Origin of the sequence: Alteraurantiacibacter lauratis (assembly GCF_037154155.1) — a bacterium.
GTDB lineage: Bacteria > Pseudomonadota > Alphaproteobacteria > Sphingomonadales > Sphingomonadaceae > Alteraurantiacibacter > Alteraurantiacibacter lauratis.
The window spans coordinates 171,825-184,506 of sequence record NZ_JBANRN010000003.1 but is presented as its reverse complement, the minus strand read 5'-3'; the positions used below and the strand labels follow the sequence as shown (position 1 = coordinate 184,506).

14 protein-coding genes are annotated in these 12,682 nt (G+C 65.8%); 6 read left to right on the top strand and 8 right to left on the bottom strand.

Going from position 1 to position 12,682, the window contains the following annotated elements; all coding sequences use genetic code 11:
* The first annotated feature begins 10 nt into the window (after positions 1 to 10).
* Genes WFP39_RS04690 through WFP39_RS04670 form a run of 5 tightly spaced genes read left to right on the top strand, consistent with a single transcriptional unit; the run spans position 11 to position 3,474 of the window.
* Entirely contained in the window at positions 11 to 913 is a 903-nt protein-coding gene (locus WFP39_RS04690; RefSeq protein ID WP_336917985.1) for an SPFH domain-containing protein, read from the top strand.
* An 8-nt stretch (positions 914 to 921) separates the two neighbouring features.
* Entirely contained in the window at positions 922 to 1,122 is a 201-nt protein-coding gene (locus tag WFP39_RS04685) for a type II toxin-antitoxin system antitoxin (RefSeq protein ID WP_336917984.1), read from the top strand.
* Positions 1,123 to 1,125: 3 nt separating this feature from the next.
* On the top strand, positions 1,126 to 1,449 hold the full coding sequence (locus WFP39_RS04680) for a hypothetical protein (protein WP_336917983.1): 324 nt from the start codon (positions 1,126 to 1,128) through the stop codon (positions 1,447 to 1,449).
* Between the two features lie 37 nt (positions 1,450 to 1,486).
* A complete protein-coding gene (locus WFP39_RS04675; protein ID WP_336917982.1) occupies positions 1,487 to 2,503 on the top strand; it encodes an LLM class flavin-dependent oxidoreductase in 1,017 nt (338 codons plus the stop codon).
* Between the two features lie 26 nt (positions 2,504 to 2,529).
* Positions 2,530 to 3,474, top strand: coding sequence for a right-handed parallel beta-helix repeat-containing protein (locus tag WFP39_RS04670; protein ID WP_336917981.1), 945 nt, complete (start codon positions 2,530 to 2,532; stop codon positions 3,472 to 3,474).
* 13 nt (positions 3,475 to 3,487) lie between these two features.
* On the opposite strand, the gene ribA is transcribed toward WFP39_RS04670, so the two are convergent.
* The 8 genes from ribA to pabB form a co-directional block, all read right to left on the bottom strand.
* Positions 3,488 to 4,525: a GTP cyclohydrolase II gene (ribA, locus tag WFP39_RS04665; RefSeq protein ID WP_336917980.1), complete on the bottom strand. Its 1,038-nt coding sequence runs from the start codon at positions 4,523 to 4,525 to the stop codon at positions 3,488 to 3,490.
* A 29-nt stretch (positions 4,526 to 4,554) separates the two neighbouring features.
* Positions 4,555 to 5,361 (bottom strand): exodeoxyribonuclease III, encoded by an 807-nt coding sequence (locus tag WFP39_RS04660; RefSeq protein WP_336917979.1) that lies wholly within the window; start codon positions 5,359 to 5,361, stop codon positions 4,555 to 4,557.
* Between the two features lie 272 nt (positions 5,362 to 5,633).
* A complete protein-coding gene (locus tag WFP39_RS04655; RefSeq protein WP_336917978.1) occupies positions 5,634 to 6,305 on the bottom strand; it encodes a LolA family protein in 672 nt (223 codons plus the stop codon).
* Between the two features lie 78 nt (positions 6,306 to 6,383).
* Positions 6,384 to 6,548, bottom strand: a complete 165-nt coding sequence (rpmG, locus tag WFP39_RS04650; RefSeq protein ID WP_336917977.1) for a 50S ribosomal protein L33 — start codon at positions 6,546 to 6,548, stop codon at positions 6,384 to 6,386.
* A 137-nt stretch (positions 6,549 to 6,685) separates the two neighbouring features.
* Positions 6,686 to 7,090 carry an alternative ribosome rescue aminoacyl-tRNA hydrolase ArfB gene (gene arfB / locus WFP39_RS04645; RefSeq protein ID WP_336917976.1) on the bottom strand — a complete coding sequence of 135 codons (405 nt, stop codon included), beginning with the start codon at positions 7,088 to 7,090 and terminating at the stop codon, positions 6,686 to 6,688.
* Positions 7,090 to 7,749, bottom strand: coding sequence for an RluA family pseudouridine synthase (locus WFP39_RS04640; protein ID WP_336917975.1), 660 nt, complete (start codon positions 7,747 to 7,749; stop codon positions 7,090 to 7,092). Before WFP39_RS04640 ends, arfB begins: the two co-directional genes overlap by 1 nt.
* 208 nt (positions 7,750 to 7,957) lie before the next feature.
* A complete protein-coding gene (locus tag WFP39_RS04635; RefSeq protein ID WP_336917974.1) occupies positions 7,958 to 9,133 on the bottom strand; it encodes a pyridoxal phosphate-dependent aminotransferase in 1,176 nt (391 codons plus the stop codon).
* Entirely contained in the window at positions 9,130 to 10,941 is a 1,812-nt protein-coding gene (gene pabB / locus WFP39_RS04630) for an aminodeoxychorismate synthase component I (RefSeq protein ID WP_336917973.1), read from the bottom strand. The genes WFP39_RS04635 and pabB overlap by 4 nt, the downstream gene beginning before the upstream one ends.
* A gap of 120 nt (positions 10,942 to 11,061) precedes the next feature.
* On the opposite strand from pabB, the gene WFP39_RS04625 reads away from it, so the two are divergent.
* On the top strand, positions 11,062 to 12,636 hold the full coding sequence (locus WFP39_RS04625) for a helicase HerA-like domain-containing protein (protein WP_336917972.1): 1,575 nt from the start codon (positions 11,062 to 11,064) through the stop codon (positions 12,634 to 12,636).
* The last annotated feature ends 46 nt before the right edge of the window (positions 12,637 to 12,682 follow it).

Below are 12,682 nucleotides of genomic sequence, written 5' to 3'. Positions count from 1 at the left end.
GGGGGTATCGATGGCAGAGTTTTCACTGGGGATGAACACCAGCAAGGAGAAGGCGGCAAGCACGTTCAACGGCTATGCCGCGGCGGGCATTCTGCTGGCCGCGGTGCTGCTGTTTTTTTGGAACATCATCACTCTGGAACCTGATGCGCCCAGCGCGTTCAGGGGCTGGTTGCTGATCCTTTCGGGCATTGCCGCGCTGCTGATCCTGCCCGGTTTCTTCATGATCCAGCCCAATCAGGGCCGCGTCATCACGCTGTTCGGCGCCTATCGCGGCACCGACCGGACAACGGGCCTGCGCTGGATCTGGCCGTGGATGGGGCGCACCAAGGTGTCGGTGCGCGCCAACAATGTCCATTCCGAACGCGTGAAGATCAACGATCTGCGCGGCAATCCGGTGGAGATTGCCTGCAATGTCGTGTGGCGCGTATCCGATACCGCGCAGGCGGTGTTCGATGTCGATGATTACCGCGAATTCGTGAACATCCAGATCGAGGCCGCGCTGCGCACCGTGGGCGCGCGTCACCCCTATGACGATATGAGCGAGGAGGACGAGACCACTTTGCGCGGCAGCGCCGATGTCATCAACGCCGAATTGCAGGCCGAACTCAACGACCGGCTGAGAGTGGCGGGCATCGTGGTGGACGAGGCGGGGTTGACTCACCTTGCCTATGCCCCCGAAATCGCGGGCGCGATGCTGCGCCGCCAACAGGCCGAAGCGGTGATCGCCGCGCGCGCCAAGCTGGTGCTGGGCGCGGTGAGCATGGTGGAAATGGCGCTCGACAAGCTGTCGGCCGATGGCATCGTCAATCTCGATGACGAACGGCGCGCCGCGATGGTCAGCAATCTGATGGTGGTGCTGGTGGGCGACCGCGACACGCAGCCGGTGGTGAACACGGGCACACTCTACCAGTAATCTGCACCATGCCCGCAAGCCCCAAAAAGCCTTTTCCCCTGCGGCTCGATCCCGCCCTGTATGCGGCGCTGGAAAGGGTCGCGGCGGCCGATTTCCGCTCGGTCAATGCCGAGATCGAGGTGCTGTTGCGCGAGGCCTTGGGGCGGCGGGGCATCCGTGTCGAGCAGAGCGAGGCCCCCCGGCGCGGGCGGCCCAGAAAAGGGGAGTAGAGGATGGCGGACAAGGACAAGCCTTTCGTCTGTTACCGGCAGGGACGCTGGGCGATGAAGATCATGCCGCGCGGCGGCGAAGGCTGGCGGCTGACCGCGATGTGGATGCTGTCTTACGCGCTGCTGTCGGGCCTCTATGTCTGGATCGTGGCAGGCCGCCCGGATGACGAGACGTTTGTGGGCCAGATCACCGCAGGCTTCATCCTTGTCCCCGCGATCTGGGCGATTGCCATGATCCGCTGGATGCTGGCGCGGGCAGAGGTTATCAACCTCGATGAATTGCTGGCGCTCAAGCGCGAGCGTGAGCGGGATAAAGGCCGACGCTAAAGGGCGCGGCTTCCCGATCATGGGGAGAGGCGGCGCAATGAAGTTCGGCATTTTCGACCATGTGGATGATTCCGGCCTGCCGCTGGCCAATCATCTGGAAGCCCGCCTGCAGATGGTCACCGCGTTCGAGGAAGCGGGGTTTCATGCCTATCACGTGGCCGAACATCACGGCACCCCGCTGGGCCATGCGCCGTCGCCTGCGGTCTATCTCGCCGCGCTGAGCCAGCGCACGAAAACCATCCGGTTTGGCCCGCTGGTTTTCCTCCTGCCGCTTTACCACCCGCTGCGCCTCGCTGAGGAGATCGCCATGCTCGATGCGCTGTCGGGCGGGCGGCTCGAATTCGGTTACGGGCGCGGAATCAGTCCCATCGAAATGGGCTTCTACGGCGTCGACATGGCCGAGCAGGAGGAGCGCGCCGCCGAAACGCTGGCGGTGGTGCTGAAAGCGCTGGAAAGCGACACAGTGGAGCACACGGGCCGCTTCTACACCTTCAATCGCGTTCCCGTGCCGCAGCGCCCCACCCAGACGCCGCGCCCGCCCTTGTGGTATGGCACGAACTCGCCTGGATCGGTGGAGCGCTGCGCGAAAGAGCGGCTCAACATGGTCACGCTGCTGGCGGGCGAACCCTTGCGCCAATTGGTAGCGAGCTACCGCACGGCCTATGCGGAAAGCGGCGGCGATCCGGCGGCCATGCCGCTGATCGGCGCGGGGCGGCATATTGTGGTGGCGGATACCGATGCCGAGGCGCGAAGCATTGCCACCCGCGCCTTTGCCCGCTGGCGCGCGAGCTTTGCGCATTTGTGGGAAGTTCAGGGCGTGGCTAACCCCATCGTCAGCCGCTTTCCCGCCGACTGGGCCGCGCTGCAAGCTGCGGGCAGCGCCTGCGCCGGATCGCCCGCCACCGTGCGCGCTTTCCTTGAAGGCGACATTGCGGCGGGCGGCTATACCTACAGCGTGGCGCAACTGGCATTTGGCGACATGACCGTGGCCGAAGTCACCCGGTCGGCCCGGCTGTTCGGGGCGGAGGTGATGCCCGCCTTTTCCGCCTGTTAACCCGCGCCGGGTTATAGGTGCAGGCCATGAAACGCCTCTCCGCACTTGCCGCGCTTGCCGCTGCCGCCGCTATTCCCGCCGCTTTGCTGGCGCAAGGCTCGCCTGCCCCCTTCACCGTGGTGGAGACGGGCCAGGGCTTTGCCAATCTGCAGGCCGCGGTTGACTCGATCGGCGACGGGCGCGGCACAATCGCGATTGCGCCGGGCAATCACCGCCAATGCGCGGTGCAGAGCGCGGGCGAGATCGCCTATCTCGCTACCCAGCCGGGGCAGGCGGTGTTCGATGCGGTGACATGCGAAGGCAAGGCGGCGCTGGTGCTGCGCGGACGGTCGGCGCAGGTATCGGGCCTCGTCTTCCAGAACATGCGCGTGCGCGATTACAACGGCGCGGGCATCCGCATGGAGGCGGGCGACCTGACCGTGGCGCAAAGCTGGTTCCGCGACAGCCAGCAGGGTATCCTGACGGCCAATGCCGAAACCGCGACGCTGGTGGTCGACCATTCGACCTTCACCCGTCTTGGCACCTGCGAGGGATCGGGCGGCTGCGCGCATTCGATCTATACCGGCGCGCTGGGTCTGGTGCGCATCACCAACAGCCGGTTCGAACAGGGGCGCGGCGGTCATTACCTGAAGGCCCGCGCGCCGCGCGTGGAAATCGCCAGCAACAGCTTTGACGATGCGGGCGGGCGCGGCACCAATTACATGATCGACCTGCCCGCAGGCGCGAGCGGCCAGATCAGCAACAACTGGTTCGTGCAGGGACGCGACAAGGAAAATTACTCCGCCTTCATCGCGGTCGCGCCCGAAAGCCGCGATTATTCGAGCGCAGGCCTCGTGGTGGCGGGCAACACCGCGCGGCTGGCTCCCGGCGTCGATCGCAACACCGTGTTCGTGGCCGACTGGTCAGGCGAAGTGCAGCAGATCACCAGCAATGCGCTGGGCCGCGGGCTGACGCAGTACGAGATACGGTAGGCTTAGGCCCGCGCTACCCCAGCAAATGCCCGGTCCGGTCGCGCTTGGTGGCCAGATAGCGGGCGTTGTGCGGGTTGGCGGGCAATTGGTGCGCCACGCGTTCGGCCACCGTCACACCCGCCGCCGCCAGCGCATCCACCTTGGCCGGATTGTTGGTGAGAAGGCGCACCGCCTCCACCCCCAGCAGTTCCAGCATCCGCGCCGCCGTGGCAAAATCGCGCGCCTCCACCGGCAGGCCAAGGCGGGCGTTCGCGTCCACCGTGTCGAACCCTTCGTCCTGCAGGCGATAGGCGCGCAGCTTGTTGACAAGGCCGATGCCGCGCCCTTCCTGCCTTAGGTAAAGCAGCACGCCCCAGCCGCCGCCCGCCGCCTCTGCCGCCATCAGGCGAAGGGCGGCCTGCAATTGCGGGCCGCAATCGCATTTCAGGCTGGCGAAGATGTCGCCCGTCAGGCACTCGGAATGCAGCCGCACCAGTGGGGCACGGCCGTAATCGGGATTGCCGATCACCAGCGCCACATGCTCACGCATGTCGTCGGGTTTGCGGAAGGCGACGATTTCGGCCTCCTCGCTTGCGGCCACGGGCAGGCGCGCGCGGGTGGCGATGGTAAGGTGTTGCGGCGTGGCCCAATCCGCCAGATCGCTGGCCTCCAGCGTCACCGGCTCCCCCGCGTCCTTGGGATCGACCAGAAAGGCCGGCAGCACGCCCGCAATCCGCGCCAGTTCCAGCGCCGCCTCCGCTTCGGCCGGGAAACTCAACGCCTTCGCTGCAAACGGGCCTTTGAGCGGGGAATCCAGATCGCGCGAAGGATCGGCCACGGCGAGCGCCTGTGCCAGATCTTGCGTCGCGCTCGCTTCCACCAGCACGGGCGAATGGCCATCTGCCGCCTCACGCTGATTCGCCAGTTTCAGCGTGGCGGCGCGTGCGGCGGAAATCAGCAGGCGGGTGGATGCAGCACCCGGCGCGGCGGCGGTTTCCACCGGCAGCAGCAGCGGCGCGTTCCCGATGCGCAGCGGCCAGCCATGGCGCAGCGCGTCCACCGCCTGCGCCACGCGGCGGCTTGGGGAAGGTGGCGAAGCGCTCAGCTTGCAAACTCCGTGATCAGCGGGACATGGTCGGACGGCTGCATCCAGCCGCGCGCATCTTCCAGCACGCGGTGGCCGGTCGACTGCCGCGCCAGATCAGGGCTGGCCCACATATGGTCGAGCCGCCGCCCGCGATCATTCGCGCGCCAATCGGCCGAGCGGTAGCTCCACCAGCTGTAATAGCGCGCCGGGTCAGGAATGAACTGGCGGCCCAGATCCGCCCAGCCATGCGCATCGCGGAACCGTGCCAGCGTCTCCACCTCGATCGGGGTGTGGCTGACGACTTTGAGCAATTGCTTGTGGCTCCACACATCGCTTTCCAGCGGTGCGATGTTGAAATCGCCCACGATCAGCGTGGGCCGGTCGATCGCCTCGGCCCAGCGCGTCATGCGTTCGAGGAAGTCGAGCTTCTGCCCGAATTTGGGGTTGATTGTGCGATCAGGCTCGTCACCTCCGGCAGGCACATAGACATTTTCCAGCACCATGCCCGCCAGCGCGCCAGCCTCTGGCCCAAGCAGCTCCACGCCCACATGGCGCGCTTCGCCATTGGCCTGCCAATCGTGGCGCGACACTTCGCGGATGGGGATGCGGCTGACCGTGGCAACGCCGTGATAGCCTTTCTGCCCATGGATCACGATATGGTTATAGCCCAGATCGGCAAACGCATGATGCGGAAACTGGCTTTCCTGGCACTTGATTTCCTGCAGGCACAGAATGTCGGGTGCCTGTTCGGCCAGGAATCGCGTCACCAGCGGCAGGCGCAGGCGGACCGAGTTGATGTTCCAGCTGGCGACAGAGATCATGGCCGCGATGCTTAGGTGGCGGGGCCGCGCATCGCAAGCGCTGTGCAGCCAATGAAAAACCCCCGTCCCGGGGGCATCGTGGGACGGGGGTTCGTTTCAAGCGTTCGTCACGCTCGCAATCGGGCTTTCAGGGCGGGTCGGGCAACAGGGGGGAAACCCGAATGCGCCAGCCGTCTTGCATTTCTGACTATAGGGAGCGTTGCCTGTCCGCTGAATGAATGGGGAATCGCATTTTGTCGCAAACCTCCAACATTTCGCCCGCGCGCCGAGTGTCAGGGGCGACGGGTCGTGCGGCGCGGGTCGCGGTAGGTGAAGGTGCTGTCCGCCACCGCCAGGCCATAACGGTGGCCGCGCAGGCGCACCGTGGTGCGGTTGTTCTGCGCATCGCGCGCCACCCAGCTTGCCAGTTCCAGCCCGCCGGGGGCGGATGCTTTTTCGACAAAGATCAGCGTGAATTCGGGCATTTCGGGACGGCCCGGATCGGCCACCGCCACGCTTATCACGCCGGGGCTGTTCGATGGCACCACGCGGCCAAATCGCGCGACATCGCGGTTTGGATCGAGCAGCGCGCCCAGCGGCGAATTGCGCACCGGATAGCGTTCGACCTGCTGCACATCGTAATCCACCAGTGTCAGCGTGCTGCCGTTGGACACGACCAGCATGTTCACATCGCGGCTGTATTCAAACCGGATGCGGCCCGGATTCTTCAGGGTCAGCGTGCCCGACACGGTGCGCCCGGCGCGGTCGGTCTGCGTGAAATCGGCCTGCATCGTGGTAATGCCGCGCAGCGCAGCCACGGCGCGGTTGATCTGCGTGTTTTGCGCCGCGCTTTGGGCGGCGGCAGGTGCGGCAGGCGCAATAAGCGCAGCCGGCGCAAGAATCGCAAGGGCGCCGGCTGATGCGGCGCCCAGAGTGCGAGCGGAGATTTTTTTCAAGCTGTTCATCCGGCCATCCTTATCGGCTGGGCCTTGAACTGTCACTGAACCGGATCGTTCCAGCCCAGCAAGGCAGCGATGCGCCGCTTACTTGATCTTGCCTTCCTTGTATTCGACGTGCTTCTTGACGATCGGGTCGTACTTGCGGAAGCTCATCTTCTCGGTCGTGTTGCGGGGGTTCTTCTTGGTGACATAGAAGTGCCCCGACTCGGTCGAGTTCAGGCGGATCTTGATGGTTGCAGGCTTCGCCATGTCGCAATTCCCAATACAGCTTGTGCGCGGCACCAGCCGCAAAAAACAACAGGCGGCACGCGCAGCGCCGCCTCATGGGGCGGGCCATTGCGGGAGAATCGGGGGAAAGTCAAGCAGGGGAGGGCGGCATGGATGCCCTACCACTCCACCTTGCCGCGCCCCGCTTTCACCGTGCTGCGCGCTTTCTTGGATGCCAGCCGCTTCACCTTGCCGGGGCGGTTCACCGTGGTGCGGGCGCGCTTTTTGGGTTCCTTCAGCGCCGCCTCGATCATCTCGGCAAGCCGGGCGCGGGCATCGGTGCGGTTGGCTTCCTGCGTGCGGAAGCGGCGCGCATCGATCACGATCTCGCCCTTCTGGTTCAGCCGCGACCCCGCCAGCGCGACCAGCCGGTGATAGACCGCAGGCGGCAGGCCAAGGCCGAAGATGTTGACGCGCAGCTGCACCGCGGTCGCCACCTTGTTGACATTCTGCCCGCCGGGGCCGGATGCGGTGACGAAGCTTTCCTCGGCAATATCCATCGCGGTGTCGAGGATGCGGCCCATTATTCGCTCTCGGTGAAACCCAGATTGGCGAAATCGGCCGGAAGCGGCGCATGCGCGGCAATCGGCGTCTTGCCCTCGCGGCCCAGTTCAATCCGGCTGGCGTGCAGCATGGTGCGGGCAAATCCGGCAGGTGTGCCATAGACCGGATCGCCCAGCAGCGGGATGCCGATGCCGCTGGCGGCGTGGACGCGAATCTGGTGCGTGCGCCCGGTTTCGGGCCGAAACTCCACCAGCGCGCGCCCGCCCACTTCGGCCAGTACGCGCCAATGGGTGATACTGGGCTTGCCCTTCTTCGCCGGGATCGTGCGCCAGCCCTTTTCGGCGCTGCTGATCTTGGCGAGCGCCAGTTCGACCGTGCCTTCCTTGTCTGCCGGAATGCCCGCCAGAATGCCCAGATAGGTCTTGCCCACCTGCCGGTTCTCGAACGCCTGGTTGAAGCGCTTCAACGCCTTGGGATTGCGCGCCAGCAGCAGGCAGCCCGATGTATCGGTGTCGAGCCGGTGCGCGGGCTGCGGCTGGCGCTGAAAGCCGAGCCGCAATTCATCCAGCCGCGCCTCCAGCGAGAGGCCGCCCTTGCGCGGCCGGTCAATCGGCAGGCCGCCCGGCTTGTCAATCACCAGCGCTTCGCCGTCTTCGTACAGGATCGTGAATTCGCTCATCCCTGCGCCCATAGACGGTTTGGCGGCACTGTGTCGAAAGGTGATTTGTGCGTTTATCGGGTTTCACACGAAGACACGAAGATGGTGCGAGCGCCGCAGGCCTCCTGCCACTTCACAGAACGCAGCGCTGGGCCGCCATTGAAAGCGGCTGCGCCGCCAATGCTGCATCTTCGTGCCTTCGTGTGAGAAATGCGTGCTGCCGCAACGCTTATGCCAGCGCGCGCGCAATCCGCCTTATCGCCTCCGCCAGGACATCCTCGCTCGTGGCAAAGGAAATGCGGAAGCCATTCTTGCCGCCGAAGGACGAAGCCGAAACCACCGCCACGCCTGCTTCCAGCAAATGCAGCGCCAGCTTGTTGTCGTCGCCATCGAAGCGCTGCATCAGCGGCGTCGCATCGATGAAGCAGTAGAACGCGCCATCGGGCACCGGAGTGGAGAGGCCGGGGATCGCGTTGATGCCGGCGACCACCAGATCGCGGCGGCGGCGAAAAATCTCGCGCCATTCGATAAGGAAATCCTGCGGCCCTTCCAGCGCGGCGACCGCTGCCGCCTGGCTGACCGCGGCGGGATTGCCGGTGGAATTGCTTTGCAGCCGCCCCATCGCCTCGATCAACCATTGCGGCCCGGTGGCAAGCCCGATGCGAAAGCCCGTCATCGCGTGGCTTTTCGATACGCCCGACACGGTGCAGATCCGGTCTGCCAGATCGGGCGCAAGGTTGGCCAGCGTGGCGTGCGGGCCATCGGTGTAATTCAAGGGCGCGTAGATATCGTCCGACAGCACCAGAACCTGCGGGTGGCGGCGCAGCACCTCGGCAATGCCGAGCAACATTTCGGCGGGATAGACCGCGCCGGTGGGATTGCCGGGCGAATTGAGCATCAGCCAGTTGGTGCGCGGGGTAATCAGCGCCTCGACATCGCCCGGATCGAATCGGAAATTGCGGTGCGCATGGGTGATCAGCGGCACCACACGGCCCCCGGCGAAACGCACCATCTGCGGATAGGATACCCACCAGGGCGCGGGCACGATCACCTCGTCCCCGGCGCTCACCGTGGCGGCAATCGCCTGAAAGATCGCCTGCTTGCCGCCTGCGGTCACGATCACCTGCGCGGGATCGGTGGCAATGCCCAGATCGCGCGCGAAATGCAGCACGGCGGCCTTTTTCAGCGCCATGGTGCCGGTGACGGGGGTGTATTTGGTGGCGCCTGCATCCAGCGCCGCCTTGGCCGCGTCGATCACATGGGCGGGCGTGGCAAAATCGGGTTCGCCCACCGACAGCGAGATGATGTCGCGGCCTTCCTCGCGCAGTTGCATGGCGCGGTCGGTCATCGCGGTGGTGGGCGATGCCTCGATCCGCTGGAGCATTTCGCTCAGGTGCTGGGTCATGGCAGTTTCGCTTTCATCAGGCCGCGCACCGAATTGCCGAGGAAGAAACCATCGGCCAGATCCTCCAGCCGCAATTCGGCCTCCACCGCGCGGCCTTCCTCGATCAGATGGCGGCGCAGCACGCCGGGCAGCAGGCCCAGCGCCAGCGGCGGGGTGAGCAGCTTGCCGCCGCGCTCCACGAAAATGCTGGCATAGCTGGCCTCTGTCAGCAGCCCGTCATCGCGGAGGAACAGCACTTCGTGCGCGCCCATGTCCTGCGCGGCGCGCCGGGCATCGTCGTAAAAGGCGCGGTCGGTGGTCTTGTGCCGCAAACGCCAGTCGCCGGTGACAACGGGCAGCGGCATCACCGCGCACAGCACCTCCTGCGGCGGGGCACCGGCGGCAAGCGGCTGCGCCTCCAGCGTCACCTCGCCATTGCGGGCGAGCAGCAGGCGCAGCTTGGCAGGCGCATCGAGTTCAAAGCACAGCGCCTGAATGCGGTTGCGGGTTTCGTGCCGGTCGAAGGCAAAGCCCAATTCCGCCGCGCTGGCCTTCATCCGTTCCAGATGCAGTTCGAGCAGGGGAATCCCTTCGTCGGGGTCGAACCGCATCGATTCGATCAAGTCTGCGCCCGATGCGGGGCCGCGCAGGAAGCCACCCTTGACCAGACATTCGCGCCATTCGGCCATGCCCACGCTGTCGGCCACGATCGCGCCGCCCACGCCCGCTTCGACCTTGTGCCGGTCATTCTCGCCCGGCGTCAGGCGCACGGTGCGGATGGCGACGTTGAAGGCGGCATCGGCGCTGCCATCGGCGGCGGTGCCGATGCGGCCAATCGCGCCGCAATAGGGGCCGCGCGCGTCGCGCTCCACTTCATTGATCAGTTCCATCGCGCGGATCTTGGGCGCCCCGGTGATCGATCCGCAGGGAAACAAAGCGGCCATCATGTCGAGCGCGCCCATCCCGTCGGCCAGCGTGGCGCGCACGGTGGAAACCATCTGGTGCACCGTGGGATAGCTTTCGATGGCAAAGGGGCGTTCCACGCGCACGCTGCCCGGCACTGCCACGCGCGACAGGTCGTTGCGCATCAGATCGACGATCATCAGGTTTTCCGCCCGGTCTTTCACCGAACCTTCCAGCTCGGCGGCAAAGGCTGTGTCTTCCGCCGCCGTGTTGCCGCGCGGGCGGGTGCCCTTCATCGGCTTTACCCGCGCCTCGCGTCCCTTCAGCGTGAAGAACAGTTCGGGACTGAACGACAAAAGCCAGTGCGACCCGTCAAATACCACCCCGCCATATCCGGCCAGCGCCGTGGGGCGCACGGCGCGGTAGATCGCCAGCGGATGCCCGGTTGCGGCGCCCGCCAGCATCATCGTGTAATTGACCTGATAGATGTCGCCCGCCCTGATCGCGTCTTGCAGGCGTCCGAACCCGGCAAGATAGGCGCCGGTGGACATCTGCGGGTCGAGCGGGCCGATTCTGGCAGGATCGCTGCCGCCGCGTTCCTCCAGCCAGCCGGGCATATCGGCGGCGGGGATCGCGGTCACTTCGTCAAACAGGCCCAGCCAGACCAGCGGGCCGGCCGCGCCGCTGCGGCTGTCTGCCAGCGGGGCGAGCCGTTCTTCCAGCGCGAGGCCCGCTTCGTAGGCAAGATATCCCGCCAGCGTACCGCCGCTTTCGCGCCGCGCCGCATCCGCTTCGGCCAGCACACGCGCCACATCGCCGGGCGTCTGCGCCACGAACAATGCGCGGGGGTTTTCGAAAAGCTGCGCGTCGCCCGCCCCCTCGGCGCGGGCATCATCGAGCAGGACGAAGGGCTTTTGGGCGGACATAGGCGACTGCTCTAGCCACAAAATGGCCCTTGTCCATCGCCTGAAAGGGCAGGTGCTTGACCGTGCGGCCCTGCCTGCGCCAAGCTTCCTTTTGAGTTATCAGGGATACAGGGGCGCAGCATGGGCGAGATTTTCATCGGCAAGGATGCAACCGGGGGCACGCAGTCGCTGGTTCTGGCGCGCGCCAACCGGCACGGGCTGATCGCGGGCGCCACCGGCACCGGCAAGACGGTGACCTTGCAAGGGATTGCCGAAAGCTTTTCTGCCGCAGGCGTCCCGGTGTTCGTGGCCGATGTGAAGGGCGATCTGTCGGGCATCGCCATGGCCGGATCGCCCACATTCAAGCACGCCGCCAAGCTGGAAGAGCGCGCCGCCGAACTGGGCATGACCGACTATGCCTATTCCGATAACCCGGTGATCTTCTGGGATCTTTACGGGCAGCAGGGCCACCCCATCCGCACCACGGTGTCGGAAATGGGGCCGCTGCTGCTGGCCCGCCTGCTCGACCTGAACGAGACGCAGGAAGGCGTGCTCAACATCGTGTTCCGTTTCGCGGACGAGCAGGGGATGCTGCTGCTCGACCTGGAAGACCTGCAATCCATGCTGGTCTACACGGCGGAAAATGCCGCGCAGCTGACGGCAAAATACGGCAATGTGACCAAGGCGACGATCGGCACGATCCAGCGCCAATTGCTCGCGCTCGATTCGCAAGGCGGCGGGCAGTTCTTTGGCGAGCCGGCACTGGAAATCGACGACTTCCTGAAAGTGGACGAACAGGGGCGCGGCTATATCAATGTGCTCGCCGCTGACCAGTTGATGCGCAGCCCCAAGCTCTACGCCACCTTCCTGCTGTGGCTGCTCGCCGAGCTGTTCGAAAGCCTGCCCGAAGTGGGCGACCCCGAAAAGCCCAAGCTGGTGTTCTTCTTTGACGAGGCCCACCTGCTGTTCGACGATGCGCCCAAGGCCTTGCAGGACACGATCGAGCGCGTGGTGCGCCTGATCCGGTCGAAGGGCGTGGGCGTCTATTTCGTGACGCAGAACCCCATCGACATTCCCGAAGAAGTGGCGGGGCAATTGGGCAACCGGGTGCAGCACGCGCTGCGCGCCTTTACCCCGCGCGACCAGAAGGCGATCAAGGCCGCCGCGCAGACTTTCCGCATCAATCCCGATCTGAAGGTGGAACAGGCGATTACCGAGCTGAAAACGGGCGAGGCGCTGGTTTCGACCCTGCTGGAGGACGGATCGCCATCGGTGGTGCAGCGCACGCTTGTGAAGCCGCCGCGCAGCCGTTTGGGCCCGGTGACCGAGAAGGAGCGCGCCATCATCCGCTCGATCAGCCCTGTCGATGGCAAGTATGACACGCCCGTCAACCGCGAGAGTGCGGCCGAAGTGCTGGCGCAGAAGGCCGCCGACGCCGCCGCCACGGCTGCCGAAGTGGCGCAGAAGGGCGAGGAGGAAGTGACCAGGCGCGGGCGCAAGACCACCTCGATCTGGGAAAAGGCGGGCAAGGCGGCGCTGGGCGCGGCAGCGGGCTCCGCCGCGTCGGTCGCCGCCGCCGCGATCACCGGCAAATCCAGCCGCGCCAACCCCATGCGCACCGCCGCCACCAGCGCGGCGGGCAGCATTGCCACCGAACTGGGCGGCTCCATCGCCGGGCGCTTTGTTCGCAATCTGATCGGCGGATTGATGCGCTGAGGCGCGGGGTCTAGACTAGCATGCACAGCGCCGCACAAGGCGCGGA

Coding starts and splice junctions, on each gene's coding strand:
- WFP39_RS04690 (WP_336917985.1), top strand. CDS start 11: ATGGCAGAGTTTTCACTGGGGATGAACACCAGCAAGGAGAAGGCGGCA.
- WFP39_RS04685 (WP_336917984.1), top strand. CDS start 922: ATGCCCGCAAGCCCCAAAAAGCCTTTTCCCCTGCGGCTCGATCCCGCC.
- WFP39_RS04680 (WP_336917983.1), top strand. CDS start 1,126: ATGGCGGACAAGGACAAGCCTTTCGTCTGTTACCGGCAGGGACGCTGG.
- WFP39_RS04675 (WP_336917982.1), top strand. CDS start 1,487: ATGAAGTTCGGCATTTTCGACCATGTGGATGATTCCGGCCTGCCGCTG.
- WFP39_RS04670 (WP_336917981.1), top strand. CDS start 2,530: ATGAAACGCCTCTCCGCACTTGCCGCGCTTGCCGCTGCCGCCGCTATT.
- WFP39_RS04660 (WP_336917979.1), bottom strand. CDS start 5,361: ATGATCTCTGTCGCCAGCTGGAACATCAACTCGGTCCGCCTGCGCCTG.
- WFP39_RS04655 (WP_336917978.1), bottom strand. CDS start 6,305: ATGAACAGCTTGAAAAAAATCTCCGCTCGCACTCTGGGCGCCGCATCA.
- rpmG (WP_336917977.1), bottom strand. CDS start 6,548: ATGGCGAAGCCTGCAACCATCAAGATCCGCCTGAACTCGACCGAGTCG.
- arfB (WP_336917976.1), bottom strand. CDS start 7,090: ATGGGCCGCATCCTCGACACCGCGATGGATATTGCCGAGGAAAGCTTC.
- WFP39_RS04640 (WP_336917975.1), bottom strand. CDS start 7,749: ATGAGCGAATTCACGATCCTGTACGAAGACGGCGAAGCGCTGGTGATT.
- WFP39_RS04635 (WP_336917974.1), bottom strand. CDS start 9,133: ATGACCCAGCACCTGAGCGAAATGCTCCAGCGGATCGAGGCATCGCCC.
- pabB (WP_336917973.1), bottom strand. CDS start 10,941: ATGTCCGCCCAAAAGCCCTTCGTCCTGCTCGATGATGCCCGCGCCGAG.
- WFP39_RS04625 (WP_336917972.1), top strand. CDS start 11,062: ATGGGCGAGATTTTCATCGGCAAGGATGCAACCGGGGGCACGCAGTCG.